Annotated in this window: 24 protein-coding genes and 1 pseudogene; 16 read left to right on the forward strand and 9 right to left on the reverse strand. The window is 62.9% G+C overall.

Going from position 1 to position 26,048, the window contains the following annotated elements; all coding sequences use genetic code 11:
• Positions 1-92: 92 nt before the first annotated feature.
• Positions 93-1,091 (reverse strand): bifunctional riboflavin kinase/FAD synthetase, encoded by a 999-nt coding sequence (locus tag ACCD03_RS14200; protein ID WP_325654294.1) that lies wholly within the window; start codon positions 1,089-1,091, stop codon positions 93-95.
• 219 nt (positions 1,092-1,310) lie between these two features.
• Between ACCD03_RS14200 and ACCD03_RS14205 the strand changes: the two genes are divergently transcribed.
• A complete protein-coding gene (locus ACCD03_RS14205) occupies positions 1,311-3,143 on the forward strand; it encodes an ATP-binding protein (RefSeq protein ID WP_413412098.1) in 1,833 nt (610 codons plus the stop codon).
• 60 nt (positions 3,144-3,203) lie between these two features.
• Here the strand turns inward: ACCD03_RS14205 and ACCD03_RS14210 are convergent, their stop codons facing one another.
• Positions 3,204-3,869, reverse strand: a complete 666-nt coding sequence (locus ACCD03_RS14210) for a response regulator transcription factor (protein ID WP_004631976.1) — start codon at positions 3,867-3,869, stop codon at positions 3,204-3,206.
• Positions 3,870-4,271: 402 nt separating this feature from the next.
• Between ACCD03_RS14210 and purN the strand changes: the two genes are divergently transcribed.
• From purN to nadC, 7 genes are all read left to right on the forward strand, one after another.
• Entirely contained in the window at positions 4,272-4,922 is a 651-nt protein-coding gene (purN, locus tag ACCD03_RS14215; RefSeq protein WP_325654296.1) for a phosphoribosylglycinamide formyltransferase, read from the forward strand.
• Positions 4,919-6,313 carry an RsmB/NOP family class I SAM-dependent RNA methyltransferase gene (locus ACCD03_RS14220; protein WP_045202794.1) on the forward strand — a complete coding sequence of 465 codons (1,395 nt, stop codon included), beginning with the start codon at positions 4,919-4,921 and terminating at the stop codon, positions 6,311-6,313. The genes purN and ACCD03_RS14220 overlap by 4 nt, the downstream gene beginning before the upstream one ends.
• On the forward strand, positions 6,310-6,879 hold the full coding sequence (locus ACCD03_RS14225; protein ID WP_325654299.1) for a phospholipase D family protein: 570 nt from the start codon (positions 6,310-6,312) through the stop codon (positions 6,877-6,879). Before ACCD03_RS14220 ends, ACCD03_RS14225 begins: the two co-directional genes overlap by 4 nt.
• 25 nt (positions 6,880-6,904) lie before the next feature.
• Positions 6,905-8,281, forward strand: coding sequence for a mechanosensitive ion channel family protein (locus ACCD03_RS14230; protein ID WP_325654301.1), 1,377 nt, complete (start codon positions 6,905-6,907; stop codon positions 8,279-8,281).
• A gap of 372 nt (positions 8,282-8,653) precedes the next feature.
• On the forward strand, positions 8,654-9,844 hold the full coding sequence (locus ACCD03_RS14235; RefSeq protein ID WP_253538602.1) for an acyl-CoA desaturase: 1,191 nt from the start codon (positions 8,654-8,656) through the stop codon (positions 9,842-9,844).
• Positions 9,845-10,032: 188 nt separating this feature from the next.
• Positions 10,033-11,181 (forward strand): quinolinate synthase NadA, encoded by a 1,149-nt coding sequence (gene nadA / locus ACCD03_RS14240; protein WP_325654303.1) that lies wholly within the window; start codon positions 10,033-10,035, stop codon positions 11,179-11,181.
• Positions 11,178-12,077, forward strand: coding sequence for a carboxylating nicotinate-nucleotide diphosphorylase (nadC, locus tag ACCD03_RS14245; RefSeq protein ID WP_325654305.1), 900 nt, complete (start codon positions 11,178-11,180; stop codon positions 12,075-12,077). The genes nadA and nadC overlap by 4 nt, the downstream gene beginning before the upstream one ends.
• A 3-nt stretch (positions 12,078-12,080) precedes the next feature.
• Here nadC and nadB read toward each other — a convergent pair whose 3' ends face one another.
• From nadB to radC, 4 genes are all read right to left on the reverse strand, one after another.
• Positions 12,081-13,682, reverse strand: a complete 1,602-nt coding sequence (gene nadB / locus ACCD03_RS14250) for an L-aspartate oxidase (RefSeq protein ID WP_024974980.1) — start codon at positions 13,680-13,682, stop codon at positions 12,081-12,083.
• A gap of 178 nt (positions 13,683-13,860) precedes the next feature.
• Positions 13,861-14,031, reverse strand: coding sequence for a 50S ribosomal protein L33 (gene rpmG, locus ACCD03_RS14255; protein WP_003262397.1), 171 nt, complete (start codon positions 14,029-14,031; stop codon positions 13,861-13,863).
• A gap of 13 nt (positions 14,032-14,044) precedes the next feature.
• Positions 14,045-14,278, reverse strand: a complete 234-nt coding sequence (gene rpmB / locus ACCD03_RS14260; RefSeq protein ID WP_004631999.1) for a 50S ribosomal protein L28 — start codon at positions 14,276-14,278, stop codon at positions 14,045-14,047.
• 179 nt (positions 14,279-14,457) lie between these two features.
• The gene (radC, locus tag ACCD03_RS14265) at positions 14,458-15,132 is read right to left on the reverse strand and encodes a RadC family protein (RefSeq protein ID WP_253538580.1); all 675 of its coding nucleotides are present in this window, start codon (positions 15,130-15,132) and stop codon (positions 14,458-14,460) included.
• 119 nt (positions 15,133-15,251) lie between these two features.
• On the opposite strand from radC, the gene ACCD03_RS14270 reads away from it, so the two are divergent.
• The 7 genes from ACCD03_RS14270 to ACCD03_RS14300 all read left to right on the forward strand — a co-directional run bounded on the left by ACCD03_RS14270 (position 15,252) and on the right by ACCD03_RS14300 (position 22,198).
• A complete protein-coding gene (locus ACCD03_RS14270; protein WP_413412096.1) occupies positions 15,252-15,740 on the forward strand; it encodes an FKBP-type peptidyl-prolyl cis-trans isomerase in 489 nt (162 codons plus the stop codon).
• A gap of 5 nt (positions 15,741-15,745) precedes the next feature.
• A complete protein-coding gene (ispH, locus tag ACCD03_RS14275) occupies positions 15,746-16,729 on the forward strand; it encodes a 4-hydroxy-3-methylbut-2-enyl diphosphate reductase (RefSeq protein WP_253538575.1) in 984 nt (327 codons plus the stop codon).
• 453 nt (positions 16,730-17,182) lie between these two features.
• Entirely contained in the window at positions 17,183-18,388 is a 1,206-nt protein-coding gene (locus ACCD03_RS14280) for a branched-chain amino acid ABC transporter substrate-binding protein (RefSeq protein ID WP_045202804.1), read from the forward strand.
• A gap of 210 nt (positions 18,389-18,598) precedes the next feature.
• Positions 18,599-19,534, forward strand: a complete 936-nt coding sequence (locus tag ACCD03_RS14285) for a branched-chain amino acid ABC transporter permease (protein WP_045202805.1) — start codon at positions 18,599-18,601, stop codon at positions 19,532-19,534.
• A gap of 13 nt (positions 19,535-19,547) precedes the next feature.
• On the forward strand, positions 19,548-20,675 hold the full coding sequence (locus ACCD03_RS14290) for an ABC transporter permease subunit (protein ID WP_024974986.1): 1,128 nt from the start codon (positions 19,548-19,550) through the stop codon (positions 20,673-20,675).
• 13 nt (positions 20,676-20,688) lie between these two features.
• Positions 20,689-21,465 (forward strand): ABC transporter ATP-binding protein, encoded by a 777-nt coding sequence (locus ACCD03_RS14295; protein WP_024974987.1) that lies wholly within the window; start codon positions 20,689-20,691, stop codon positions 21,463-21,465.
• A 16-nt stretch (positions 21,466-21,481) separates the two neighbouring features.
• On the forward strand, positions 21,482-22,198 hold the full coding sequence (locus ACCD03_RS14300) for an ABC transporter ATP-binding protein (protein WP_009241298.1): 717 nt from the start codon (positions 21,482-21,484) through the stop codon (positions 22,196-22,198).
• Positions 22,199-22,264: 66 nt separating this feature from the next.
• On the opposite strand, the gene ACCD03_RS14305 is transcribed toward ACCD03_RS14300, so the two are convergent.
• The 3 genes from ACCD03_RS14305 to ACCD03_RS14315 form a co-directional block, all read right to left on the reverse strand.
• On the reverse strand, positions 22,265-22,741 hold the full coding sequence (locus ACCD03_RS14305) for a GNAT family N-acetyltransferase (RefSeq protein WP_253538572.1): 477 nt from the start codon (positions 22,739-22,741) through the stop codon (positions 22,265-22,267).
• Positions 22,742-22,821: 80 nt separating this feature from the next.
• Positions 22,822-24,009 carry an acetylornithine transaminase gene (locus tag ACCD03_RS14310; protein WP_325654315.1) on the reverse strand — a complete coding sequence of 396 codons (1,188 nt, stop codon included), beginning with the start codon at positions 24,007-24,009 and terminating at the stop codon, positions 22,822-22,824.
• 271 nt (positions 24,010-24,280) lie between these two features.
• Positions 24,281-25,330 (reverse strand): CDP-6-deoxy-delta-3,4-glucoseen reductase, encoded by a 1,050-nt coding sequence (locus tag ACCD03_RS14315; protein WP_024974990.1) that lies wholly within the window; start codon positions 25,328-25,330, stop codon positions 24,281-24,283.
• A gap of 53 nt (positions 25,331-25,383) precedes the next feature.
• On the opposite strand from ACCD03_RS14315, the pseudogene ACCD03_RS14320 reads away from it, so the two are divergent.
• Positions 25,384-26,048, forward strand: a pseudogene (locus tag ACCD03_RS14320) (hypothetical protein); the annotation flags it as partial.

Genomic DNA, 26,048 nt, shown 5'->3' on the forward strand with positions numbered 1-26,048 from the left:
ATTCGGGCAGATCGGATCGGTGCAAGCGCGGCTGACAGTGCAGGGCGCGCGTGCGCAGTGTGTGGCTTCTGGGCGGCGAACGTGTCGGCCGCCTACTGAATTCGGTCGGTGGCGGAGGTGGCGAAGTCGCGCCGAAGCGTGGGCGACTCGCCGGCTGGCGGAATGGGCAGGCCGAAGAACTGCCGTGCATGAACGCAGTCCTGCGCGATCGCCTCCTTGAGGGCATCGAGCGAATCGTAACGAGCCTCGTCGCGCAGCTTCTTCATGAACTCCACGCGCACCAGCTTGCCGTAGACGCTGGCGTGGTAATCAAAGATATGCACTTCCAGCAGCACGCGGCCGGAGTCGTCCACCGTCGGTCGCACGCCAATGCTGGCGACGGCCGGCAGCGGTTTTTCGGCCAGCCCGTGCACCTGCACGACAAAGATGCCGGCCACTGCCGGCTTGCGATGCGAGATGCGCAAATTCAGCGTCGGAAAGCCCAGCGAGCGGCCGAGCTTTTGCCCGTGCACCACGTGTCCGCTGATGGCATAACTGTGCCCGAGCAGGCGGCGGGCGTGTTCCAGGTCACCGGCGGCCAGCGCCTCGCGCACGGCCGAGCTGGAAATGCGCACGCCGGACTCCGACACCGAGCCCATCTGCTCGACTTCGAAGCCAAACTGGGCACCGGCGGCCTGCAGATAGTTGAAATCGCCCGCCCGCTTGGCGCCAAAGCGGAAATCATCGCCCACCAGCAGCCAGCGCGTGTGCAGGCCATCGACCAGAACATTGCGCACGAACTCGTCCGGCGTCTGCCCAGCGAAATGCGCGTTGAAATGCTCCACGACCACGCGGTCGACGCCCTGGCGACGCAGGCTTTCCAGCTTGTCGCGCAGCAGCGCAATGCGGGTGGGCGCGCGGTCCGGCATGAAGAATTCGCGCGGATGCGGCTCGAACGTCATCACCGTAAGCGGCAATCCGCGTGCGTCGGCCGCCGCGCGTGCGCGGGCCAGCAAAGACTGGTGCCCGCGGTGCACGCCGTCGAAGTTGCCGATGGTCAACGCGCAGGGCGCGCGACTTTCGGCGTTGGGCAAGCCGCGAAAGACTTTCACGAGAAGCGTCGGTGGTCGAGGAAAGGAGAAGTGCGATTTCGTGCCGGATTGGCCTGACAGCCGCCAAAATCCAGCAAAACGCACATTATATAAGGGATTGCCCCATCCCCGGCGCGCACGCGGCTGGGTGTCGGGGTGTTGCACAATCGTCCGAACGGTGCGCCCGCGCGGCGCATGCTTGCGGCACAATCCGATATCCAGTTCCTACCCGATATCTCCTTGAACGCCTCGCTGCGCCTTTTCTTCGCCAAGTTCGGGCTTGCCAGCCGCGCGCCGCTCGAACTGGACGCCCGCGCCAAGCTGCTCGCCGCCGTGCATCGCGGGGCGCCCATGGGGATTGCTGCCTCGGTCGTGCTGCCCGCCTTGACGGTCGCCGCGTTCTGGGACGCCTCCAACCGCCCGGGGCTGCTGGGCTGGTGCCTGATCATGCTGTGCCTGACGGCGTCAGGTCTGCGCTTCTATTTTGGCTATCGCTACGACCTGACCCGCATGACGCTGGCCGCGCACACCCGCAAGTGGTGGACGGGCATGCACGTCATGTCGGCCGTGGGTGGGGTGGCGTGGGGCTGTTCGGCGGGGCTGTATCTGATGTCGCCGTCGCTCGAGTTCAGCAGCCTGCTGATGATCGTGATCATCGGCGTGGCGGCAGCAGCGGTGTTGTCGCAGGCGCCCGTGCCGTCCAGCCTGCTGATCCTCGGGACGGGCATCCTGGCGCCGCACTTTGTGCTGGCCGACCAGGCATTTCCGGGACACGGGCTGTATTTGCGCGGCGTGCTGCTGTTCTTTGCGGCCCTGCTGACCCGGCATGCCGTCAACATCCACAACACGCTAGTGCGCGAAATCCAGCTGGAGAACGAGAGCCGACAGCTTGCGCGCCGCTATCAGGACGAGAAGCAGCGCGCGTTGTCGGCATCGGAAGAAAAATCGCGCTTCCTGGCTGCCGCCAGCCACGACTTGCGTCAGCCGGTGCATGCGATCGTGCTCTTGGTGGAAGCGCTGCGGGCCCGCAACCAGTCGGAATCCTTGGCGCCGCTGGTGGAGCAATTGGCCTCGGGCGCCGCGACCATCGATCTGCTGTTCCGCTCGCTGCTGGACCTGTCCAAGCTGGAGAGCCGCAAGACCTCGCCGACGCTGGAGCCGGTGGATCTGGGCGAGGTCATCACCGAAGTGGTCCAGCAGTTCATGCCGGATGCGCGCGCCAAGGGTCTGGCGCTCACGGCGCGCATTCCTCCGCTGCCGGTGTTCGGGATGGCCGAGCCGGTGCTGCTGCGCCGGGCGCTGTTCAATCTGCTGCAGAACGCGCTGCGCTACACCGAGCGCGGCGGCGTGATGGTGGCGCTGCGCGTGCGCCAGAAGCATCTGCGGATCGAGGTCTGGGATACAGGCATCGGCATCGCGCCAGAGCACCAGAAAGACATCTTCTCGACGTACTACCAAGTCGAAAACCCCGAGCGCGATCCGAGCCAAGGTTTGGGTTTGGGCCTGTCGATCTACAAGGAATGTGTGCGTCTGCTGCGCGGGACGTTTGGCGTGCGCTCAGTGCCGGGGCGCGGCTCGATGTTCTGGATGGCGCTTCGACCGGTGCCCGCCGAGATCAAGGCACCGCTGGCCACGCAGCCACGCGCCGAGCAGAAGCGTGCAGTGCTCGATCAGCCGCGATTCTCGGGCGTGGTGCTGGTCGTGGACGACGACCAGCAAATCCGCAAGGCGTGGCACGCGCTGCTCGAAGCGTGGGGTGTGGAAGTCCACAGCGCCGCCGATGGCCGCTCCGCCGAGCAACTGCTGGCGCGCGGCATCCGCCCGCAGATCATCTTCTGCGACTTGCGCCTGCCCGGCGAGGAGGATGGCCTGCAGCTGCTCGAGCGCTGGCAAGTCAGCCATCCCGATGCCCACGCCGTGCTGCTGACCGGCGATCGCAACTCCGCCGCCCTCGCGCGCGCCGAAGAAGCCGGCTACCTGCTACTGGCCAAACCGATGGACCCGAACATGCTGCGCGTGCTGCTCAAGCGCTGGCTGCGCGGCCGCTCAGCCGAGCCGCAGGTCGCTTATTGACGGTAATGTGAAACGGCGCCGTGAAGGGCGCCGTCAGAATGCTCAGATGGGGCGGCTGGATCAGGCAGCGCCGGTCAGGCGAAAGCGTTCCATGCGCGAGATGATCTGGATGCGCGTGCGTACGCCCAGCCGCTGCAGAATCGCCGAGACGTGTTCTTTGACGGTGTTTTCCGTCAGGCCCAACTGGCGCGCGATCGACTTGTTGGGCAGGCCTTCGAGCAGCAGCGCCAGTACCGATCCCTGGCGCGGCGTCAGCCCCAGTTCTGCCGGCGTGATGGGAATGCCGTGCGAGGCACCGCCCTTGCCGTTGATGCCGCCCATATCGTCTTCGGACGGGAACGACGCATCGCCGCCGAAAATGCCGGCCACCGCCTTGGAGAAAGCATGGGCATCGGCGTGCTTGCCGATGAAGCCGATGGCGCCTAGCGCTTGAGCCTTGGCGACGATTTCCGGCGTGTTTTCCGCCGACATGAAGGCAAAGCGTGCTTCTGGCAGTTTGCCGCGCAGTTCGCGCATGGCGTCGAAGCCCGTGCAATCGGACAGCCACACGTCCAGCAGCACGACGTCCGGTCGGACGCCTTCCTCCACCAGCGCAAGCGCCTGGCGCCGGCCAATAGCCGCGTGCACCTGAACTTCAGGCAAGGCGTGTGCAAGAAACGTGGTCGTGCCAGATAAGGCGAGAGGGTGGTCGTCGACCACCAGCAGGCTACGCAGCGAGCTCGTCATTCTTATTCCCCGGTGAGGGCAATGCCCTCTTGTTGTTGTACGCGTGTCGACCCGGCGCGGGCGATGGTCGACGGGCCGGGTGTCTCACCCTGTGCCGATCGACTGTCACGGTATTGCCCGCACGATGTTGCAGCGCAGGATGAACAGGCGTTTGATACGCGTCGGATCATCGCTGGCAGCCCACCCGACCCCTCGGGAGCGCGGACAATTATGGCGCTGAGATTATCAGAGCGCGCCAAAGCGCGCCAACGGTTGCCCCTTCCTTTTGCTGGCATGACAGAGTTTTTGCCGGCATGCGTCGGCAAAATGCCACGGTGGCTGCAAAAGCGCCCGCGGCATGGCTGCGAAGGCGTCACACCGGATTTTCTCGGGGAACTCCGGCGCACTTGATAAAATGCCGCGATGAAAAACATCGTCATTCTCATTTCCGGACGCGGTTCCAATATGGAAGCCATTGTCCGCGCCTGTCAGGCCGAAGGTTGGTCGGGACGCATTGCCGCCATCATTTCTAATCGGCCCGATGCGGCAGGACTTAAATTTGCCGCGTCGCACGACATCGCCACCGCGGTGGTCGATCACAAGGCGTTCCCCGATCGCGACAGCTTTGACGCCGCCCTGGCGCAGGTGATCGACGGCTTTTCGCCTGATCTGGTGGTGCTGGCCGGCTTTATGCGCATCCTTACGCCGGGCTTTGTCAAGCGCTACGCCGGGCGCATGCTGAACATTCATCCGTCGCTGCTGCCGTGCTTCCCTGGCTTGCATACGCACGAGGCCGCGTTGGCCATGGGCGTGAAGGTGCATGGCGCGACGGTGCATTTCGTCACCGCTGACCTGGACCACGGCCCGATCGTGCTGCAGGCCATCATCGACGTGCGCCAAGACGACACGCCTGACTCGCTGGCCGGGCGGCTGCTGGCGCAGGAACACACGATTTATCCGCGTGCCGTACGCTGGTTCGTGGAAGGGCGGTTGTCGATCGAAGACGGTGTTGTGCGCGTCTCTCCGGATGAATCGCAGCTTGTTATTGGCGTCAACGCCCGGGAGGCAGCATGAGTCAGGATCGTCAGCGTTCGCGCGGCAATGGAAACGGCGGATCGGGCAACAAGCGCGCGGGTTCCGGTGGCGGTGGCTGGTATCGGGCACCGCAGGGCAAGCCCGCGCCGCGCAGCGCCCCGCGCCCGCGCACGGGCGTGCATGGCAGCCATCTGGAGCACCTGGATAAGGTGCTTGCGCGTCTGCTGCACTTTGCGGCGCCGGCCGACATGGTGGTCAGCCAGTACTTCCGTGAGCACCACGAACTTGGCCACCGCGAGCGCGGCATCATCGCCGAAGCGGCCTTTGCCGTGCTGCGCCGCAAGGTTGAATTCGGTCAGTTTGCCGAGAGCGGCACTGGCCCGGCGCGTCGTCGCCTAGTGCTGCTCGGCTTGCTGCAGACGGCCGGGCGTGAGGCTATCGCCCCGTTCCTGAACCCGGCGGAGGCCGAATGGCTGGATCGCTGGGAAAACCGCGACCGCGCCGCGCTGGCGGCCCGCGTGCGCGCCAATCTGCCCGACTGGCTCTTCGATGCGCTGGTTGCACAGCACGGTGCGGACTTCACCGAAGCACTGGCGCAAGCGTGGCTCACGCCCGCGCCGCTGGACTTGCGTGTGAATACGCTCAAGGGCGAGCGCGAAGCCGTGCTCGCAACACTGGCCGAAGCCGGTATCGAGGGGGCTGCAGCACCGCTGTCGCCGGTGGGCATTCGCCTAGCGGGCAAGCCGGCGTTGAACAAGCTCGATATCTTCACCAACGGCACGGTCGAGGTGCAGGACGAGGGCAGCCAACTGCTCTGCCAATTGCTGGCACCCAAGCGCGGCGAGATGGTGGTCGATTTCTGTGCCGGCGCTGGTGGCAAGACCCTGGCGATTGGCGCGGCGATGCGCTCGACGGGGCGCCTGTATGCCTTCGACGTATCGGAAAAACGCTTGTCGAACCTGGGCCCGCGCCTGGCGCGCAGCGGCCTGTCGAACGTGCATCCGGGCCGCATTGACAGCGAGCACGATGCCAAGGTCAAGCGGCTGGCGGGCAAGATCGATCGCGTGCTGGTCGACGCGCCTTGCAGCGGTTTGGGCACGTTGCGCCGCAATCCGGACCTAAAGTGGCGCCAATCTGCGCAGGCCGTGGAAGAAATGTCGGCCAAGCAGCTGTCGATCCTGACATCGGCGGCGCGGCTGCTGAAGCCGGGCGGCCGCCTCGTCTACGCGACCTGCAGCGTGCTGGCGCGCGAGAACCAGCAGGTGGTCGAGCAGTTCCTGGCCGCCCATGAAGACTTCGTGCTCGTGCCCGCCGGTGAGGTGCTCGCCGCGCAGAAGATCGCCCTGGAAATGGGGCCCTACCTGGAGCTGTATCCGCACACGCACCAGACCGACGGCTTCTTCGCGGCTGTGCTGGAGCGCCGCGCATGATGCTGCGCCGCTTGGGTTGGCTGCTGGCTGCGTGGCTGGTGTTTGCTGCAGGCGGCGTGGCGCTGGCCCGCAGCACACCGCCGGTGCAGCCGGCCAAGGGCACGGTGCAGGCTGCGTTCACGCCCGACGATGACATCGAAGGGTTGTTGGCAGACGCCATCGACCAGGCGCGCGAGCAGGTGCTGGTGCAGGCGTATCTGCTGTCGAACAAGGCGATTACGCGTGCGTTGCTGGCGGCGCATCAGCGCGGCGTGGATGTGCGGGTGCTGGCCGATCGCGAGCAGATGACGCGTTCTGGCGGCAGCCGCGTGCCCGAGGTCGCCAATGCGGGCATTCCCGTCTGGCTAGAGGTGCGCTACAAGAATGCGCACAACAAGGTCATCGTGATCGACCCGCGCGGCGCGCATCCAGTGCTGGTTACCGGCAGCTTCAACTTTACGCAGACCGCGCAGCGCGGCAATGCCGAAAACGTCCTGATCGTGCGCGGCGACGCCGATCTCGCCCAGCGCTATGCCGCCAATTGGCAGAAGCATGTGGGCGATGCGTTGCCCTATCGGACCCAATAAGGGTTTGTAATAACCGGTCACGCCAATGAACGGATTGCCGCTGAATCTCAACCATATCGCGCTGGGTCACATGATCGACGACATCGTCTCCGATCTGGGTGGGCCTCGCTTTATCTGGCAACTGGGCGTGCTGGTGCTGGTGCTCGCTGCCGCGTGGCTGATCGCGCGGCCGATTTCGCGGCGCTTGCATACGGCGCATGCGAACGACACGTTCGCCCTGCGTTTTGCCTGGTCGAGCCTGGAGCGGGCGATGTTCCCGTTGATTGGCTGGCTGCTGGTGCTTGGTGCGCGCTATGCCCTGATCGGCACCATGCCGATCAGCGTGTTCCGCCTGGCTGCGGTGCCGCTGTTTGGCTTGGCGATTCTTTATCTCGGCTTCTACGTGCTGCGCCGCGTGTTGTCGGCCAATGGCGAGCTGCACGGCATGCTTGTCGTCGCCGAGCGTGTGCTGACCACGCTGATGTGGATAGGCATGGTGCTCTACGTGCTGGGCGTGCTAGGCGATGTGGTGGATTATCTCGACGGCATTCGCTTTGCGCTTGGCGGCAAGCAGAAGGTGAGCCTCGCCGCCATGCTGATGGGCGTGGTGTGGATTCTCGTCACCGTGCTCGTGGCGATGTGGTTCGGCTCGTGGCTGGACAGCCGTATTACGCGTGCTTCAGCCATTGATGCCAACCTGAAGGTGGTGCTGTCGCGCGTGACCAAGGCAGCGCTGCTGCTGGTGTCGCTGCTGCTGAGCCTGTCGCTCGTGGGCATCGACCTGACGGTGCTGTCGGTGTTTGGCGGGGCGCTCGGCGTGGGCCTGGGCTTTGGCTTGCAGAAGATCGCCAGCAATTACGTCTCGGGCTTCATCATCCTGCTCGAGCGCTCGCTCAAGCTCGGCGATCAGATCACGGTCAGCACGTACACCGGCATCGTCACGCAGATCCGCACGCGCTACACCGTGGTGCGCAACGGCGATGGCGATACGCTGGTGCCGAACGAACTGATGGTCGCGCAGGCTGTGCAGAACCACAACGAGCGCGGCACCGTGCGCGTGGCAGTGCGCGTGCAGGCATCGTATGCCGCCGACCCGGAAGCGGTGCTGGCGCTGTTGCTGCAATGCGCCGAGGGCATTCCGCGCATTCTGCCCGAGCCCGCACCCGCCGCCTTCATGGCCCTGTTTGCCGACAGCAGCATCGAGTACGAACTTGGCGTGTGGATCGCGGATCCGCACAACGGCAAGCTGGGCGTGCAGTCTGACCTGAACCGCGCTATCTATCGCCGCTTCAAAGCGGCCGGCATCGACATTCCGTATCCGCAACGGGAAGTGCGCGTGCTCGGGCCGTTGGCGCTGCAGCAGGGCGCTTCGAGCACTTCGGGTGATGCGGCAGCCTCATCCGGTGCCACGCTGCAGGCCTAACACACCTGCGAGCGGAACGGTGCCCACTTGTCAGAGGTCAAATCAGCGGTTTTCCCCCATGGAATAGAGGGGGTATTCGGTTAAAATACTGAGTGCTCCCACAAAGGATCAGACGGGCCGTCGCAAAGGGCATAGCACTTGCGACAAAGCACCGCAAACACCTTGTATTGCGCTGGGGCGGAGGTCATATGGGTAGCAGCCACAAGCTCGCCGATGTGATGCGCAAGCCAGGTGCCAACACCTGAATCACCGCCAACACGACCCCATTGTCGTAACGCTGCGACAGCGGATGGCCTTAAGAGGCAGCCCGTCCGGATTGATTTGTCGGACCAAAGGCTGCTTTGATCACCCGAGTTGACCACGGAGAACACTTTGATCGACTCCCTTCTGACTTTCCTCGCCAACGGCACCCTGAATTGGGCCTGGTGGCAGATTCTGATTTTCACGCTGGTGATGACGCACATCACGATCGCCTGCGTCACGATTTTTCTGCACCGTTGCCAAGCACACCGTGCGCTGGACGTGCATCCTATCGCCGGACACTTTTTCCGTTTCTGGCTGTGGCTGACCACCGGCATGGTCACCAAGGAATGGACCGCCATCCACCGCAAGCATCACGCCAAGTGTGAAACCGAAGAGGATCCGCACAGCCCGCAGACCCGTGGCATCCGCAAGGTGCTGATGGAAGGTGCTGAGCTCTATCGCGCCGAGGCCAAGAACAAGGAAACGATCCAGAAATTCGGCCACGGTACGCCGGACGATTGGATCGAGAAGAACCTGTATTCGAAGTTCACATGGCAGGGCGTCGGTTTGATGCTGATCCTGGACGTGCTGATGTTCGGCGCGCTGGGCCTGACGGTGTGGGCGGTGCAGATGCTGTGGATCCCGATCCATGCTGCCGGCATCATCAACGGTCTGGGCCACTTCTGGGGTTACCGCAACTTCGACTGTGAAGACGCTTCGACCAACGTATCGCCGTGGGGCATCATCATCGGCGGCGAAGAGCTGCACAACAATCACCACACGTACGCCACGTCGGCCAAGTTTTCGGTCAAGTGGTACGAGTTCGATATCGGCTGGGGCTACATCCGCGCGCTGGAAATCGTGGGTTTGGCAAAGGTCAAGAAAGTGGCGCCCAAGGCTCGTTTTGGCGACGTGAAGCCGGTCGACCAGAACACGCTCGAAGCCATCATCGCCAACCGCTACGACGTGATGGCACGCTACGCCAAGACTGTTAAGACGGCTTACCGCCAAGAGCTGGCCAAGCTGAAGGACTCGCGCGCTGTTGAGTACCGTGCGCTGAAGCCGGCCCGCAAGTGGTTCCACCGCGACGAGACCAAGCTGGGCGCGCCCCAGCGTGAGCAGCTCTCGCAAATCGTGTCGGACCATTCGGCGTTGCACACCTTCGTTGAGATGCGCCGCGAGCTGGGTGCGCTGTGGGGCCGTTCGAACGCCACGCGCGAGCAGCTGCTGCATCAACTGCAAGAGTGGTGCAAGCGCGCTGAGGAAAGCGGCATCCACGCGCTGCAGGAGTTTGCCGTTCGCCTGCGCCGTTACGCCTGACTTTCTTGTTTCATAGGTGAAGCCCCGCTCCGCAGCGGGGCTTTTCTTTTGGGTAAACTGCCCCCAACTCACATTTTTAACGGGCCGCGACAATGTATCGCGGTGCCAGTCCTCCTCACACGCCGTCCGTTTCATTGCCGCGCCAGCTTCTCGGCGCCTTAACAGCGCGAATGGACGCGGAGACCACCATGGAAACCCACATCAAGACGGTTGAATTCGAGCGCCCGGATATGCTTTCCGAAGCGCAATCCGGCGCCAGTTGCGTGGCCCACGCCTGGGCCAAGGTGCCGCCGGTGCTGTCGCGCGAGGAACGCGACGAACTGAAGGCTCGCATCAAGCGTCTGCTCAAGGAACGTGAAGCCGTGCTGGTCGCGCACTACTACGTTGACGCTGACCTGCAGGACCTAGCCGAGGAGACCGGTGGCTGCGTGTCCGATTCGCTGGAGATGGCGCGCTTCGGCCGCGACCATTCGGCCAAGACACTGATCGTGGCGGGCGTGCGCTTCATGGGCGAGACTGCCAAGATCCTGAGCCCCGAAAAGACCGTGCTGATGCCGGATCTTGACGCGACCTGCTCGCTGGATCTGGGTTGCCCGCCGGATGAGTTCGCCGCCTTCTGCGATGCGCATCCGGATCGCACCGTGGTCGTCTATGCCAATACCAGCGCCGCCGTGAAGGCGCGTGCCGACTGGATGGTGACCTCATCGATCGGCCTGAAGATCGTGCAGCACTTGCATGCGCAGGGAAAGAAGATCCTGTGGGCCCCCGATCGTCATCTCGGCAGCTACATTCAGAAGCAGACCGGCGCCGACATGCTGATGTGGCAGGGCTCGTGCCTGGTGCACGACGAGTTCAAGGGCGTAGAGCTCGACCTTCTGCGCGCGGAGCACCCGAACGCCAAGATCCTTGTGCACCCGGAATCGCCTGAATCGGTGGTAGCGCAGGCCGATGTGGTCGGGTCGACTTCGCAGCTGATTGCAGCAGCGCAGTCGTTGCCGGCGCAGGAGTTCATCGTCGCGACCGACAACGGCATCCTGCACAAGATGCGCATGGCTGCCCCGGGCAAGCGCTTCATCGAGGCGCCGACCGCCGGCAACGCCGCCACCTGCAAGAGCTGCGCGCATTGCCCATGGATGGCGATGAATGCGCTGACCAATCTGGCCGAAGTGCTGGAAACCGGTCGCAACGAGATCCACGTCGATCCGGCCGTCGGCAAGCAGGCCGTGGTCTGCATCGATCGCATGCTGGATTTTGCCGCGCGGGAGAAAGCCATGGTTCGCCCGCAGGGGGAGCTGGCCGCCAACGCGCAACTCTTTCAAGGAATCGGCCCGGCATGACGGCAACCCATATGAACATGACGAGCTTTGCCACACCGGCTCAGGCAATTTTCGATAGCTTTGGCCCGGCACTGCGCGAGGCGCTGTCCGCCAACGTGTCTGCTGCCATTGCCGAGGACGTCGGCACGGGTGACCGCACCGGTTTGCTGATCCCCGCCGATCGCCATGCGCGCGCGCGGGTGATTGTGCGCGAGACCGCCGTGCTGTGCGGCACGCCTTGGTTCGATGCGTGCATGCGCGCCGTTGATCCGACGTTGCGCGTTACTTGGCGCCAGCACGAAGGCGACCGCATGGCGCCCGATTCGGTGGTGTGCGAGATCGAAGGCCCGGCGCGATCGCTGCTGACGGCCGAACGGCCATCATTGAACTTCCTGCAATTGCTTTCCGGCGTCGCGACGTCGACCTCGCGTTACGCCGCAGCCATCGACGGCACGCGCGCCCGCGTGCTCGATACGCGCAAGACGCTGCCGGGCCTGCGCCTGGCGCAGAAGTACGCCGTGCGTATCGGTGGTGGCGAGAACCAACGCCTGGCGTTGTATGACGGCATCCTGATCAAGGAAAACCACATCGCTGCGGCGGGTGGCGTGACGGAAGCCCTGCGTGCGGCGCAGGCACTGAACACCGGCGTGACGATCCAGATTGAGGTGGAAACGCTGACGCAGCTTGAAGAAGCGCTGGCGGCGGGTGCTACCTCCGTGCTGCTCGACAACTTTGAGCCGCCCGCGATGCGCGAGGCTGTGCGCATGACGGCGGGCAGGGCGCTACTGGAGGTGTCCGGCGGCGTGAACATCGAGACGATCCGCGCGTTTGCCGAAACGGGTGTGGATCGTATCTCCGTCGGCGCGCTGACGAAGGACGTGCGCGCGACCGACTTCTCTTTGCGGATCGTCGAATAAGCCTTAGCGTTTCCGGGCGATTTGCCGATGGGTCGGCTGCATGACCGTCGGCAGCGCCTTGGGCAGCGTCTCGGGGTAGTCGCGCGAGAAATGCAGGCCACGGCTCTCATGCCGTGACAGCGCACTGTCGACGATCAGCGAGGCGGCCTCGACGAGGTTGCGCAGCTCCAGCAGATCGTGGCTCACGCGGAAGTTGGCGTAGTACTCCGTAATTTCTTCGCGCAACAGGGCGATGCGGTGCTGCGCGCGTTCCAGCCGCTTGTTCGTGCGCACGATGCCGACGTAGTTCCACATCATGCGGCGCAGCTCATCCCAGTTGTGCGAGACGACGACTTCTTCATCGGCGTCGGTCACGCGGCTCTCATCCCACGCGGGAATCTGCACCGACGTTGGGTTCGAGGGTGGTTGCGCGAGGATGTCTTCCGCCGCGCCGCGCCCGATCACCATGCATTCCAGCAGCGAATTGCTTGCCAGCCGGTTGGCGCCGTGCAGGCCGGTGTAGGCTGTCTCGCCCACGGCGTAAAGGCCGGCGATATCCGTGCGCCCGAGGTGATCCGTCACCACGCCGCCGCACGTGTAGTGCGCCGCCGGCACCACCGGAATCGGTTGGCGCGTGATGTCGATGCCCAGCTCCAGGCAGCGCGCCATGATGGTCGGGAAATGTTCCTTGAGGAACTCCGGGCTCTGGTGGCTGATGTCCAGATAGACGCAGTCCAGGCCACGCTTCTTCATCTCGAAGTCGATGGCGCGGGCGACGATATCGCGCGGAGCCAACTCAGCGCGCTCATCATGCGCCGGCATGAAGCGTGTGCCGTCGGGCAGGATCAGCTTGCCGCCTTCACCGCGCACGGCTTCGGTAATCAGGAACGACTTTGCGAACGGGTGGTAGAGACACGTTGGGTGGAACTGGATGAACTCCATGTTCGCTACGCGGCAGCCTGCGCGCCAAGCCATGGCAATACCGTCGCCGCTGGCGGTGTCCGGATTCGTCGTATAGAGATAGACCTTGCCTGCGCCGCCCGTGGCCATCACGGTTTGGCTCGCGGTAATCGTCTTGACGTGGCCCGATGCGATGTCGAGCGCATATAGGCCATGGCAGCGCATACCCGGCTGGCCCAGCTTCGCGTCGGTAATCAGGTCGATTGCGAAATGATCTTCCAGCAGCGTGATGTTCGGGTGATTGCGCACCTTCTCAACCAGCGTCGTGACCACGGCATGGCCCGTGGCATCGGCGGCGTGGATGATGCGTCGATGGCGATGGCCGCCCTCGCGTGTCAGGTGGAAGCCGAGTTCGGCCTGCTCGTCGCGCGTGAAAGGTACGCCATGGCCGATCAGCCATTCAATGGCCGAGCGCCCGTTTTCTACGATGTAGCGAGTGGCGGCTTCATCGCATAGTCCTGCCCCGGCGATGAGTGTGTCGTCGACGTGCTCGTCATGGCTGTCGCCTGAGTCGAGCACTGCGGCAATGCCGCCCTGCGCCCAATCGCTGGCGCCTTCCGGCAGGCTGCGTTTGCTGATGACAACCACGCGACGGTGATCGGCTAGGTGCAGGGCGACGGTCAGACCCGCCAAGCCGCTGCCAACAACGGCAACATCGAAATTCATGGAAGACGCGGGACGCGGAGCAGGCGCGGCTGGTGAGTAACACAGTCGCGTGTCAATCGGAAAGAAGAGCAGTGTACACCCCAGCATGGGCCAAACAGCAGGCAACAAAAAACCCGCCTGAGAGCGGGTTTTTGCTGTCGGTCATGCCGACGGAAACAAGATGCGCAATCCGCGAGGATTACTTGATCTTGGTTTCCTTGTAAGCGACGTGCTTGCGGGCGACGGGATCGAACTTCATGATCTCCATCTTTTCCGGCTTGGTGCGCTTGTTCTTGGTGGTCGTGTAGAAATGACCCGTACCTGCGGTCGATTCCAGCTTGATCTTGTCGCGTCCGCCTTTGCTGGCCATGTTTAACTCCTAATTAGACTTCGCCGCGTGCGCGCAGATCCACGAGCACTTCGTCGATGCCTTTTTTATCGATCAGGCGCAGACCAGCGTTCGAGACGCGCAGGCTGACCCAGCGGTTTTCGGATTCGACCCAGAAGCGGCGATTCTGCAGGTTCGGCAGAAAACGGCGCTTGGTCTTGTTGTTTGCGTGGGAAACGTTATTGCCGACCATCGGCGCTTTCCCGGTCACTTGACAGACGCGTGCCATGGAGCACTCCTAACTAAATTCGTTGGCTACAGTTTGCGACCGGGCGCTGGGACCAATCCAAGCGCAGCGCCACTGTAGAGGTGGGACTTCAGCGAAACGCGGATTATACACACAAAAGCGCTGACAAATCAACGAGATCGACGGATTGCTGTTGGGCACCGTGCGATGCGGCATCGGCACTACATTTTGCCGTGTTCTAGGAAGCCGTAGACGTGGCTGCAACCAACGATCATGTGATCCAGGACGATCACGTCGAGCATGGCTAGCGCGCGGCACAACTCGCGGGTCAGGGTGATGTCGGATTCGCTGGGCTCCGTGTTGCCGGTGGGGTGGTTGTGGGCCAGGATTACCGCGGCCGCATTGTGATGTAGCGCGCGCTTGGCAATCTCGCGCGGATAGACGCGGGCTTCCGTTAGTGTGCCGCGGAAGAGTTCTTCCCAGGCAATGAGCCGGTGTCGCACATCTAGAAAGAAGCAGGCAAACACCTCATGCGGGCGGTGCCCCAATGTCAGGCGCAAGAAATCTTTCACGCTTTGTGGAGAGTCAAAGGTCCTGCCCTGGGTGAAGTCCTCTTTTAGTGCACGCCGCGCGACTTCCAGCAGCGCGTGCAGTTGTGCGTATTTTGCGGGGCCCATTCCGTTGATCGACGAGAACTCTTGTTGTGACGCATGGCACAGCCGTGCGAGCGATCCGAAGTGCGTGAGCAGTTCGCGGGCGAGGTCGACAGCGCTTTTGCCTGGCATGCCCACGCGCAGGAAGATGGCTAGCAATTCCGCGTCGGAGAGCGCGGCGGGGCCGTGAGCGAGCAGTTTTTCACGCGGCCGCTCGTGGGCGGGCCAGTCGACGATTGCCATAGGGTAGGGATGAGCAGAGGAAAGGCCCTGCCAGCGAGAGTGCGGTGGGCTTCGCGCCTGCGGCCGCGGGGAGGGCTGACGTACAATAACGGGTTACTTTTTGGTCAAGCAGGTTGAGCGTGCAAAATTTGGTGAACGAGGCGTCCGCGGCGACGCCAAGCAACGCAGGCAAGGTGGTTGGCCCGGATTCCTTTCTGACGCTGCACTACCGCATCGCGCTGGAAAACGACACGGACATCGTCACGACCTTCGATGACAAGCCGGCCACGCTGCTGCTGGGCCAAGGCCAGATGGCGCCGACGCTGGAGCAGGCGCTGCTCGGTATGCGCGAGGGCGAGCGCACGACGTTCCGCCTGGCGCCCGAGCAGGCGTTCGGTCCGCGTAATCCGGAGCTGCTGCAGCGCGTGTCGCTGGCCACGCTGCGCGAAAACTCTTCGTTTGAAGAGGATTACCAGCCGGGCGACCTGGTTGAGTTCAATGCGCCGAGCGGCGGTAAATATGCCGGTGTGCTCAAGGAAGTCGGCGAGACCTCCGCGCTGTTCGACTTCAACCACCCGCTGGCTGGCCAGACGATCGTGTTTGAAGTCCAGTTGATCGGCATTCTCTGATTGATATGAGCAACGCTGTGAACGCCCCGCTCGATTCCATTGATCCTGTCACCCAGGCCGACGCCGAGGTCTTGCTGGCGCAGCCGCGCGGCTTCTGCGCTGGCGTGGATCGCGCTATCGAGATCGTCGAGCGCGCGCTGGAGCTGTTTGGCGCGCCTATCTACGTGCGTCACGAGATCGTGCACAACGCCTATGTCGTTGGCGATCTGCGCAACAAGGGCGCGGTGTTCGTGCAGGAACTCGACGACGTGCCCGTGGGCGGCACGGTCATCTTCAGCGCGCATGGTGTGTCGCGTGCGGTGCGCGAGGCGGCGGAGGCGCGCGGCCTGCGCGTGTTCGACGCGACCTGCCCGCTGGTGACCAAGGTGCACGTGGAAGTCTCGAAGATGCGGGCGCAGGGTTTCGAGATCATCATGATTGGGCACAAGGGCCATCCCGAGGTGGAAGGCACCATGGGCCAGGCCAACGACGGCATGCTGCTGGTCGAGTCCGTCGACGATGTTGCGCATCTCGCGGTGAAAGACCCGACGCGCCTAGCTTACGTGACGCAGACCACGTTGTCGGTGGACGAGACCCAGGAGATCGTGGCCGCCATCAAGGCACGCTTTCCGGCTGTGCACGAGCCGAAGAAGCAGGACATCTGCTACGCGACGCAGAATCGCCAGGACGCCGTGAAGTTCATGGCGCCGCAAGTGGAGGTGGTGATCGTGGTCGGTAGCCCGAACAGCTCGAACTCGAATCGTCTGCGTGAGCTGGCTGAGAAGCTGGGCGTGCCTGCCTATATGGTGGATACGCCGGAACAGGTGCGGCCCGAATGGGTGGCCGGCAAGCGCCGCGTGGGGCTGACAGCGGGTGCTTCGGCGCCCGAAGAGCTGGCGCAGTCGATCGTCGACCGCCTCAAGGCACTGGGCGCGCGCACAGTGCGTCCGCTCGACGGTATCCAGGAAAACATGTCTTTCCCCCTTCCGAGGGGTCTTCAAATCAATTGAATGCCTTTATGTAAATACACACTTAAAAGCGCACAAAAACTGTGCGCCCTAATGCGGTGCATAAAGCGCTTTTGAGGAATCAGCGGCCACTTCTTCCCGGAGTGGCCGTTTTGTTTTGTGCGTTGCAAAACCTCTTCAATACCGGCGAAGCCTTGATTTACCGTGGCAATCGTCCGCCAAGCCGCATGAATACGGGGTTTCCCCTAGTCTGGCACGCTTCTTGATATGGCTATCCGCCGTTCGCGAATGCCTGCGCGAAATGACGCCTGTTTGGGCATTGGGGAAAGCCCGTAAAGCGGCGTAGTTACTGCAAAAATCGTTGTTGCGACGCGTATTGCATCCGCAATAAAAGGGGATACAATTCGCGCGTTTCAAATTGAAACAATCGGCGCAGGGGGAGCGGCCGGGAGGCAGGACGCTCTTCTTGCTCTTGCGAGATCTAGGAGATCACTCATGCAAATTAAGTTTGCCAAAGTTCTGCCGCTTGCGGCTGCCGTGGCACTCGTAGCAGCTTGCGGTAAGAACGAGGAAAAGCCCGCAGACCAAGCTGCTGCACCTGCAGCAACGTCGGCTCCGGCGGCGGCTGCCGGCGGCGAGACCGTTGTCAAGATCGGTCACGCGGCTCCGCTCACGGGCGGTATTGCTCACCTTGGCAAAGACAACGAAAACGGTGCACGCCTGGCCGTTGAAGAAGCCAACAAGGAAGGCCTGACCATCGACGGCAAGAAGATCAAGCTGGAGCTGGTCGGTGAAGACGATGCAGGCGACCCGAAGACCGGTACCGCCGTGGCGCAGAAGCTGGTTGACGAGCACGTTGTTGCTGTCGTCGGCCACCTGAACTCGGGCGTGTCGATCCCGGCCTCGAAGATCTACAGCGATGCAGGCATCGTGCAGATCTCGCCGTCGTCGACGAACCCCGACTACACGAAGCAGGGCTTCAAGACGACCTACCGCGTGGTTGCAACCGACGCGCAACAAGGTCCGGCACTGGCGAACTACGCCGCCAAGACCCTGGGCGCCAAGACCGTGGCAATTGTTGACGATGCCACCGCCTACGGTAAGGGCCTGGCCGACGAGTTCGAGAAGACCGCAAAGGCTGACGGCGTGAACGTCGTGGCGCGTGAGGCGACCAACGACAAGGCGACCGACTTCAAGGCCATTCTGACCAAGATCAAGGGCAAGAAGCCGGACGTGATCATGTACGGCGGTATGGACGCCACCGGCGGCCCGTTCGCCAAGCAAGCCAAGGAACTGGGCATCACGGCCAAGATCGTTGGCGGCGACGGTGTGTGTACCGACAAGGTGGCCGAACTGGCTGGCGACGCAATCGACAACATCGTCTGCTCGGAAGCAGGCCTGGCGCTGTCGAAGATGGAGAAGGGCGCGGACTTCGACAAGAAGTACCAAGACCGTTTCCATACGCCGGTGCAGATCTACGCTCCGTTCACGTATGACGCTGTCAACGTGATCATCGACGCGATGAAGCGTGCCAACTCGACCGATCCGGCCAAGATCCTGGCTGCCATGCCGGCAACCAACTACAACGGCGTGATCGGCAACATCTCGTTCGATGACAAGGGTGACCTGAAGCAAGGTTCCATCACCCTGTACAACTACAAGGACAAGAAGAAGACTGTTCTTGACGTTGTGAAGATGTAATCGAAGGGTTATCCGCCCTAAAAACGGCACCGCGACTACCCCTGCGGTGCCGTTTTTCATAGCCTCGCCAATGAAACAAGGCCCTCACCATGGGCGTGTCGGCAGGCCGCTTACCAGCAACCTCACCTTACCCATCCGATTGATCGCATACCTTGCGGGCACGTCATCCCGTCGCCTACAACAAAGCAAGGCATAGCAGGAGCTGTTCTCATGGATATCTTTATCCAGCAGATCGTGAACGGTCTGGTGCTCGGCAGCATTTACGCGCTGATCGCACTTGGCTACACCATGGTCTACGGTATTCTCGGCATCATCAACTTCGCCCACGGCGATGTTCTGATGGTCGGTGCAATGTCTGCCCTGACCGCCATCAACTTCCTCCAAAAATACTTCCCCAATCTGCCTAACTGGCTCACGCTGGTGTTTGCGTTGCTGTTTGCAATGCCGGTCTGCGCCATCGTGGCCTACACCATCGAACGTGTCGCTTACCGGCCGCTGCGCAATGCGCCGCGCCTGGCGCCGCTGATCACCGCCATCGGCGTGTCGATCGTGCTGCAGACACTCGCGATGATGATCTGGTCGCGCAACCCGCTGAGCTTCCCTGAGCTTTTGCCTTCGAGTCCGATCGACATCGGCTCGACCGGCGCGACCATCACTGGCAAGGAAATCGCGATCATCGCGGTGTCCATCCTGATGATGATTGGTCTGATCCTGCTGGTGAACCGCACGAAGCTGGGGCGCGCCATGCGTGCGACGGCAGAGAACCAGCGTGTGGCGGGCTTGATGGGCGTTAACCCCAATTTCGTGATCTCGGCCACCTTCATGATCGGCGCTGCCATGGCTGCGGTCGCCGGCGTGATGATGGCGACCAACTACGGCAATGCTCACTTCTACATGGGCTTCATCCCCGGCCTGAAGGCATTTACCGCCGCAGTGCTGGGCGGCATCGGCAACCTGGCAGGCGCCATGGTTGGCGGCATGCTGCTGGGCCTGATCGAAGCACTGGGTGCTGGTTATATCGGTGATCTGACTGGCGGTGTGTTCGGTTCGAACTACCAGGATGTGTTCGCATTCATCGTGCTGATTGGCGTGCTGCTGTTCCGCCCGTCCGGCATCATGGGCGAACGCGTTGCGGACCGCGCATAAGAAGGGGAGCGCCATGACAGAAAATTTCAAAGCGCCAATGAAGACGCGCGCCGCGCTGTACGGCTTCCTGATCCTTGCGATCTTCGCGCCGTTCATCGTAGGTGCCGCAGGTGGCAATTATTGGGTGCGCGTGCTGGACTTCGCGCTGCTGTACATCATGCTGGCCCTGGGCCTGAACATCGTGGTGGGCTTTGCCGGCCTGCTTGATCTGGGCTACATCGCGTTCTACGCGGTGGGCGCCTACATGATGGCCTTGCTGGGTTCGCCGCACCTGTCCAACCAATTCGAGTGGATTCACAACCTGTTCCCCAACGGGCTGCACCTTGTTGTCTGGTGGGTGATTCCGCTGGGTGCCGGGTTGGCGGCGTTGTTCGGCATTCTGCTGGGCACGCCGGTGCTGAAGCTGCGCGGTGACTACCTTGCCATCGTGACGCTGGGCTTTGGTGAAATCATCCGGATCTTCATGAACAACCTCGACCGCCCGGTGAACATCACCAACGGTCCGAAGGGCATCAACCTGATCGAGCCGGTCAAGATCTTTGGGTTCGACTTCTCGAAGCGCCATGATTTCTTCGGCATTCGCTTCGACTCGGTCTACATGTACTACTACCTGTTCGTGTTCCTGGCCGCGATCATCATCATCGTGTGCCTGCGGCTGCAGAACTCGCGTATTGGTCGTGCATGGGTGGCGCTGCGTGAAGATGAAATCGCTGCCAAGGCGATGGGCATCAACACCCGCAACATCAAGCTACTGGCCTTTGCGATGGGTGCGTCGTTCGGTGGTGTGTCGGGTGCGATGTTCGCGTCGTTCCAGGGCTTTGTGTCGCCGGAATCGTTCGTGCTGTGGGAGTCGATCTACATCCTGGCGATCGTCGTGCTGGGCGGCATGGGCCATATCCCGGGCGTGATTCTGGGCGGCATTCTGCTGGTGGGCTTCCAGGAACTGCTGCGCGCCCTGGCCGAGCCGGTGCAGAACAAGCTGTTCGGCCACGTGATTGTGGAAGCGGAAGTGCTTCGTCAGTTGCTGTTCGGCCTGGCGATGGTGGGGGTGATGCTGTATCGCCCTGCGGGCCTGTGGCCCTCGCCGCGCAAGGAAGACCGTCCGCAAAAGCAGCGGGCTGGTGGACTGTCCCGTATCTGATGGAGGCACGCACATGAGCAATAACAACGTCCTCCTCTCGATCCGAGGAGTCCAGAAGCGTTTCGGTGGCCTGCAAGCGCTGTCCGACGTGAACCTGGAAATTCGCGAAGGCGAAATCTACGGTTTGATCGGCCCGAACGGCGCCGGCAAGACCACGTTCTTCAACGTCATCACGGGCCTGTACACGCCTGACGCAGGCGAGTTCGTGCTGGCCGGCACGCCTTACCAGCCGACCGCCGTGCACGAAGTGGCCAAGGCTGGCATTGCGCGCACGTTCCAGAACATCCGTCTGTTCGGCGACATGACCGCGGCAGAAAACGTCATGGTCGGCCGCCACGTGCGCACCAAGGCCGGCTTGATCGGCGCGGTGTTCCGCACCAAGGCTGCACGCGAGGAAGAGCAGTCGATCGAAGACTGGGCGCACGACCTGCTGGACTACGTCGGCATCGGCAAGTACGCCAACTACACGGCGCGTAACCTGTCGTACGGCCACCAGCGTCGTCTGGAAATCGCGCGCGCCCTGGCCACGCAGCCCAAGCTGCTGGCCCTGGACGAACCGGCCGCCGGCATGAACGCCACCGAAAAGGTGGAACTTCGCGGTCTGCTCGACAAGATCCGTTCCGACGGCAAGACCATCCTGCTCATCGAGCACGATGTGAAGCTGGTGATGGGCCTGTGCAACCGCCTGACCGTGCTGGATTACGGCAAGGTGATCGCACAAGGCCTGCCGCATGAAGTGCAGAGCAACCCCGCCGTGATCGAGGCCTACCTCGGCGCGTCAGCGCACTGACGCAGAGGAACGGAATATGAAACCAGTAATGTTGAAGATCGACAGCCTGAAGGTCGCGTACGGCGGCATCCAGGCGGTCAAGGGCGTGGATCTGGAGATTCGCGAAGGTGAGCTGGTCACGCTGATCGGTGCCAACGGCGCCGGCAAGACGACCACCATGAAGGCCATCACCGGCCTGCAGGGTTGGGCCGGCGGTGACGTGCAGTATCTGGGCAAGTCCATCAAGGGCGTGCCGAGCTACAACCTGCTCAAGCAGGGCTTGGCGATGGTGCCGGAAGGCCGCGGCGTGTTCGCGCGCATGACCATCGTCGAGAACCTGCAGATGGGGGCCTTCACGCGCAACGACGAGGCCAACATCAAGGCCGATATCGACCGCATGTTCGGCATCTTCCCGCGTCTGAAGGAACGCGCAAACCAGCTGGCCGGCACAATGTCGGGCGGCGAGCAGCAGATGCTGGCCATGGCGCGTGCGCTGATGAGCCAACCGAAGCTGCTGCTGCTGGACGAGCCGTCGATGGGTCTCTCTCCGATCATGGTGGAGAAGATCTTCGAGGTCGTGCGCGACATCTCGGCCCAAGGCGTGACTGTGCTGCTCGTCGAGCAGAACGCGCGTCTGGCGCTGCAGGCAGCGCACCGCGGCTACGTGATGGACTCCGGTCTCATCACCATGAGCGGCGATGCCAAGCAGATGCTGGACGACCCGAAGGTGCGTGCCGCCTACCTGGGCGAGTAAGCACCCTCAAGCACCACGAGAAAGCCCCGCGATTGCGGGGCTTTTTCTTTGTGCGTGACCAACGTTTCAGGCAGATGCCGCCGTATAGATTTTTGGCCGATGCAATTGCATGAAACCGACACCCTCCGGCACATCGGTGAAGCCATGCTTGCGATAAAGCCAGTCGGCGCCCGTTGTCACCAACACTGTGCGGCGCAGCGTCTGCAGGTCAGGGTGCTCGCGCAGGAAATCCATCAACGCGTGCGAGATGCCTTTTCCGCGCCAATCCGGTAGCACGAACACATCGCACAGGTAAGCGAACGTCGCACGATCGGTGATGACGCGCGCAAAACCCACAAGGTCATCATGCGAGCCATCGTCGTCTTGGCGATACGCGCCCAAGCACAGCGAATTTGCGATCGATCGGTCGAACACGTCGCGCGGCAGGCCGCGCGCCCAATACGTTTCCTGCGAGAGGAAGTTGTAGATGTCGTCCAGCGGGAGCCACGCGGAATCATCAGACAACACGATCCCCGTGGCCGGAACTTCTCGCGTCACGGCCATGGCAAACCTCAGAGGGGGAGCAGCGATGGGGCGATGAAGGGCGACGCATTGCGCGCCGCCCCGGGGTCATGCGATGCGCTTTAGGCGTGTGCTTTCAGCAGCGTGCGCAGCATGCCGATCATCGTGTCGATCTCTTCGGTCGTCACGTTCAGCGCAGGCATGAAGCGCAAGATGTTCGGGCGCGGGGCGTTCAGCAGCAGGCCCGTCGGGTTCATCTCGCGTGCAGCTTCCACCAGTTGGCCGCCAATGTCCTTGCCGAGCAGCAGCGCGCGCAGCAGGCCATTACCGCGTTCGCCGGCCAGGCCGAACTCATCGCTCAGCTTGAGCAGTTGCGTGCGCAGATAGGCGCCGCGTTCTTGCACGCCGTCCAGGAAGCCCGGGGCCAGGAGTTGCTCGATCACCGAGCAGCCGACGGCCGTCATCAGCGGGTTGCCGTTGTAAGTGCCGCCTTGGTCGCCGGCCTCGAAGCTGGCAACTTCATCCGTGCACAGCAGAGCCGAGAGCGGCACGCCGCCCCCGATGCCCTTGCCCAGCGTCATGATGTCCGGCTCGATGTTCGAGAGCTGATAGGCGAAGAGGGTGCCGCAGCGGCCGCAACCTGCCTGCACTTCATCAACGATCAACAGGATCTTGTGCTTCTTGGTCAGCGCGCGCAGTTGCTGCATGAACTCGGGCGTGGCCGGCAGCACGCCGCCTTCGCCTTGCACCGGCTCCAGCATCACGCCGACAGTCTCGTCGGTGATGAGCGCTTCCACCGAGGCAATGTCGTTCAGGATGGCTTTCGGGAAGCCCGGCACCTGCGGCGCGAAGATGGTGTCCCAGCCTGCCTTGCCCGATGCGCTCATGGTGGCGAGCGTGCGGCCGTGGAAGCTGTGGTCGAACGTGATGATCTGGAACGCGCCGTTCTTATGCTTCTTGCCCCACTTGCGGGCGAGCTTGATGGCGCCTTCGTTGGCTTCGGCGCCGCTGTTGGCGAAGAACACCTTGTCGAAACAGCTGTGCGCGGTCAGCAGGCCGGCCAGCTTGGCCATCGGCTCGTTGTAGAAAGCCGGGCTCGGGTTGATCAGCTTCTTGGCCTGCGCGTTCAGCGCTTCGATCATGCCGTCGTTGGAGTGCCCGAGGCAGTTGACGGCCCAGCCTTGCACGAAGTCCAGATATCGCTTGCCGTTGTGGTCCGTCAGCCACGAGCCCTTGCCTTCGGTGAAGACGATCTCGGGCCGGTTGGTGATGTACATCAGGGACTGGACGGGGTAGTCAGCAAACGCCATGGCAAAGCTCCAGAAAAAGGCGGCAGGAAGATGAAAAACCGAAAAAACGCGAGTTGGAAAAAGACAAAGGCCACGGGGGTTGCCCCGTGGCCTTGTGATCGTCGAATCCTGTGAACCCGATATGCAATCAGCAGACAGCCGCGCGGCTTCCCGGAGGGAGCAACGTACGGCGGCGTCGGAGGTGCAGGGCTTGGTTCATAAGGCGCAAGAATAAGACGGATGCCAAGTCAAGTCAAAACGAAATTTTGACCTTCTTTGGATTTGTGCAACGTCAGCCGGCCGGGTGGAGATCGGCCTCCGAGGTGAAGGAATCGGCGAAGAACGCGTCCGGGTGCATCCGGCACTGGGCGGCGAAATCTGTGCGGGCCGAGTTGATCACCACCGGCGCGCCGCAGGCGTAGACCTCGTGGCCTGACAGGTCTGGGTGATCGGCCATCACAGCTTGGTGAACGAAGCCGGTGCGGCCTGTCCAGGCATCTTCGGGCAAGGCGTTGGAGACGACCGGCACGTAGGTGAAGTTCGGCAGCGTGCGCGCCCATTCTTCGGCCTTGGCGTGCATGTACAGGTCTTGCGGGCGACGGCCGCCCCAGTACAGCGTCATCGGGCGCGTGCTGCCGATGAACTGTGCGTGCTCGATGATCGCCTTGATGGGCGCGAAACCGGTGCCCGAGGCCAGCAGGATGATCGGCTTGTCGGATTCTTCACGCAGGAAGAAGCTGCCCAGCGGGCCCTCGAAGCGCAGGATATCGCGCTCCTTCATGGCCGGGGCGCCTTCCTTGGCGCCGAACACGTAGTCGGTAAATGCGCCGCCCGGCATGTGGCGGATGTGCAGCTCGATCGGGCCTTCGTCGTGCGGCGGGTTGGCGATCGAGTAGCTGCGGCGCTTGCCGTCGCGCAGGAGGAATTCCACGTACTGTCCGGCCAGAAATTGCATACGCTCGGTGGCAGGCAGTTGCAGCTTGACGATGGTGACGTCCGGCGCGGCCTTTTCCAGCGACGCAACGCGGCACGGAATCTTTTTGATGGGGACATCGCCGGCACCATGCACTTCGCGCACTTCAATCGTGACATCCGTGGCGGGCGTGGCGCAGCAGAACAGCGCACGGCCTTCGGTGGCTTCCTGGGCGGACAGCGCGTTGGGCGAGTGGTTGCCCTGGACGATGGAGCCCTCGCGCACGTGGCCCTTGCACGAGCCGCACGCGCCGTTCTTGCAGCCGTATGGCAGGCCGATGCCCTGGCGCAGCGCGGCTGCAAGGATGGTCTCGCCGTCTTCGGCCTGGAATTGGCGGCCGCTGGGCAGCACGTTGATCTGGTAAGCCATACTACAATCCGAATATGTTGAAAAGAGTGTCTGGTCGCCCATCTGGGCATGCAATGGTGGTCAATCCGGCAGCACGTCCGATGGTGAATCAGTCAGCAGCTCGGCCATCCACATCTCCACTGCGCTTGGGCCTTCCCCGCGTGTTGATCGTCGGCTGCGGCGATGTCGGACAACGCTGCCTGGCGATGCTCCGCACGCGTTTTCGCGTCTTTGCCGTCACCTCACGCCTTGAAGGTCGCGCTTCGTTGCGCGAAGCCGGCGCCGTGCCGATTGTCGCCAATCTGGACGATCCCGCGTCGCTGCGCCGCCTGCGAGGTTTAAGCCTCCGCGTGCTGCATCTGGCACCGCCGCCCGCTGTCGGCAACGATGATCCGCGTACCGCCGCGTTACTGCACGCGCTGACGCAGCCGGCCCCGGTTTCCCGAGCTACAAAACGTCGCATTTTACCCGAGCGGGCGCGCAGGTCGGGTGGCCTCACTGGCCGCTTGAAAACTCGCCTCCAAGCGCGTGCGTTCGTGTATGCCAGCACCAGTGGCGTTTACGGCGATGCAGGCGGTGCCTGGGTCGACGAATCCCGCACGGTAAAGCCAACCACGGCGCGTGCCCGGCGCCGCGTCGCCGCCGAGCGCCGGGCTGTCGATGACTGTGAGCATGGGCATGACGGTCTGCCGCCCGGGCGATACAGCGCCAGGTCGGCGCGCTTGAGCATCTCCGACGC

This window comes from Ralstonia sp. Ralssp135 (assembly GCF_047304345.1).
Lineage (GTDB): Bacteria > Pseudomonadota > Gammaproteobacteria > Burkholderiales > Burkholderiaceae > Ralstonia > Ralstonia chuxiongensis.

Excerpts from the sequence above, each read along its gene's own strand:
- rpmB (WP_004631999.1), bottom strand. The coding sequence starts at position 14,278 with ATGGCACGCGTCTGTCAAGTGACCGGGAAAGCGCCGATGGTCGGCAAT.
- ACCD03_RS14315 (WP_024974990.1), bottom strand. The coding sequence starts at position 25,330 with ATGGCTTACCAGATCAACGTGCTGCCCAGCGGCCGCCAATTCCAGGCC.
- ispH (WP_253538575.1), top strand. The coding sequence starts at position 15,746 with ATGAGCAACGCTGTGAACGCCCCGCTCGATTCCATTGATCCTGTCACC.
- rpmG (WP_003262397.1), bottom strand. The coding sequence starts at position 14,031 with ATGGCCAGCAAAGGCGGACGCGACAAGATCAAGCTGGAATCGACCGCA.
- ACCD03_RS14305 (WP_253538572.1), bottom strand. The coding sequence starts at position 22,741 with ATGGCCGTGACGCGAGAAGTTCCGGCCACGGGGATCGTGTTGTCTGAT.
- ACCD03_RS14230 (WP_325654301.1), top strand. The coding sequence starts at position 6,905 with ATGAACGGATTGCCGCTGAATCTCAACCATATCGCGCTGGGTCACATG.
- ACCD03_RS14295 (WP_024974987.1), top strand. The coding sequence starts at position 20,689 with ATGAGCAATAACAACGTCCTCCTCTCGATCCGAGGAGTCCAGAAGCGT.
- ACCD03_RS14300 (WP_009241298.1), top strand. The coding sequence starts at position 21,482 with ATGAAACCAGTAATGTTGAAGATCGACAGCCTGAAGGTCGCGTACGGC.
- ACCD03_RS14285 (WP_045202805.1), top strand. The coding sequence starts at position 18,599 with ATGGATATCTTTATCCAGCAGATCGTGAACGGTCTGGTGCTCGGCAGC.
- nadC (WP_325654305.1), top strand. The coding sequence starts at position 11,178 with ATGACGGCAACCCATATGAACATGACGAGCTTTGCCACACCGGCTCAG.
- nadB (WP_024974980.1), bottom strand. The coding sequence starts at position 13,682 with ATGAATTTCGATGTTGCCGTTGTTGGCAGCGGCTTGGCGGGTCTGACC.
- ACCD03_RS14310 (WP_325654315.1), bottom strand. The coding sequence starts at position 24,009 with ATGGCGTTTGCTGACTACCCCGTCCAGTCCCTGATGTACATCACCAAC.
- ACCD03_RS14290 (WP_024974986.1), top strand. The coding sequence starts at position 19,548 with ATGACAGAAAATTTCAAAGCGCCAATGAAGACGCGCGCCGCGCTGTAC.
- nadA (WP_325654303.1), top strand. The coding sequence starts at position 10,033 with ATGGAAACCCACATCAAGACGGTTGAATTCGAGCGCCCGGATATGCTT.
- ACCD03_RS14220 (WP_045202794.1), top strand. The coding sequence starts at position 4,919 with ATGAGTCAGGATCGTCAGCGTTCGCGCGGCAATGGAAACGGCGGATCG.
- ACCD03_RS14280 (WP_045202804.1), top strand. The coding sequence starts at position 17,183 with ATGCAAATTAAGTTTGCCAAAGTTCTGCCGCTTGCGGCTGCCGTGGCA.
- ACCD03_RS14210 (WP_004631976.1), bottom strand. The coding sequence starts at position 3,869 with ATGACGAGCTCGCTGCGTAGCCTGCTGGTGGTCGACGACCACCCTCTC.
- purN (WP_325654296.1), top strand. The coding sequence starts at position 4,272 with ATGAAAAACATCGTCATTCTCATTTCCGGACGCGGTTCCAATATGGAA.
- radC (WP_253538580.1), bottom strand. The coding sequence starts at position 15,132 with ATGGCAATCGTCGACTGGCCCGCCCACGAGCGGCCGCGTGAAAAACTG.
- ACCD03_RS14225 (WP_325654299.1), top strand. The coding sequence starts at position 6,310 with ATGATGCTGCGCCGCTTGGGTTGGCTGCTGGCTGCGTGGCTGGTGTTT.